Source organism: Stenotrophomonas sp. A3_2, assembly GCF_036624925.1.
In the GTDB taxonomy this organism is placed as follows: Bacteria; Pseudomonadota; Gammaproteobacteria; order Xanthomonadales; family Xanthomonadaceae; genus Stenotrophomonas; species Stenotrophomonas hibiscicola.
In genome coordinates this window covers 1-337 of the sequence record NZ_JAZKVY010000386.1, presented here as the reverse complement: position 1 = coordinate 337, position 337 = coordinate 1, and the positions used below count along the sequence as shown (strand labels likewise).

General features: G+C 62.3%; 1 protein-coding gene. It reads left to right on the top strand.

The genetic code is table 11. The features are described from left to right. Nucleotides 1-337, top strand: a 337-nt coding sequence (locus tag R5H29_RS22730) for a 4-hydroxyphenylacetate 3-hydroxylase C-terminal domain-containing protein (protein ID WP_332329899.1), incomplete at both ends; no start/stop codon positions are given.

The following is a 337-nucleotide window of genomic DNA, read 5'->3' as shown; positions in this document are numbered from 1 at the left end:
GACGCATCTGAACGAGACGATTTTTTCCTCCGCGATCGCCAGCTCGCATGAGGCGAAGCCGTTGCCGTCCGGCATCTATATGAACGACGCGATGCTGGCGAATGTGTGCAAGCACAATGTGACGCGGTTTCCGTATGAGATTTCCCGGCTGGCGCAGGATCTGGCGGGCGGGATCATGGTGACGCTGCCGAGCCAGGCGGATTTCGAGCACGAGGTGGCGGGGCCCATTCTGCGGAAATACATGAAGGGGCGGGACAACGTGCCGGTGGAGCACCGGACGCGCATGCTGCGGCTGATCGAGAACATGACGCTGGGGCGGAACGCGGTGGGGTACCTC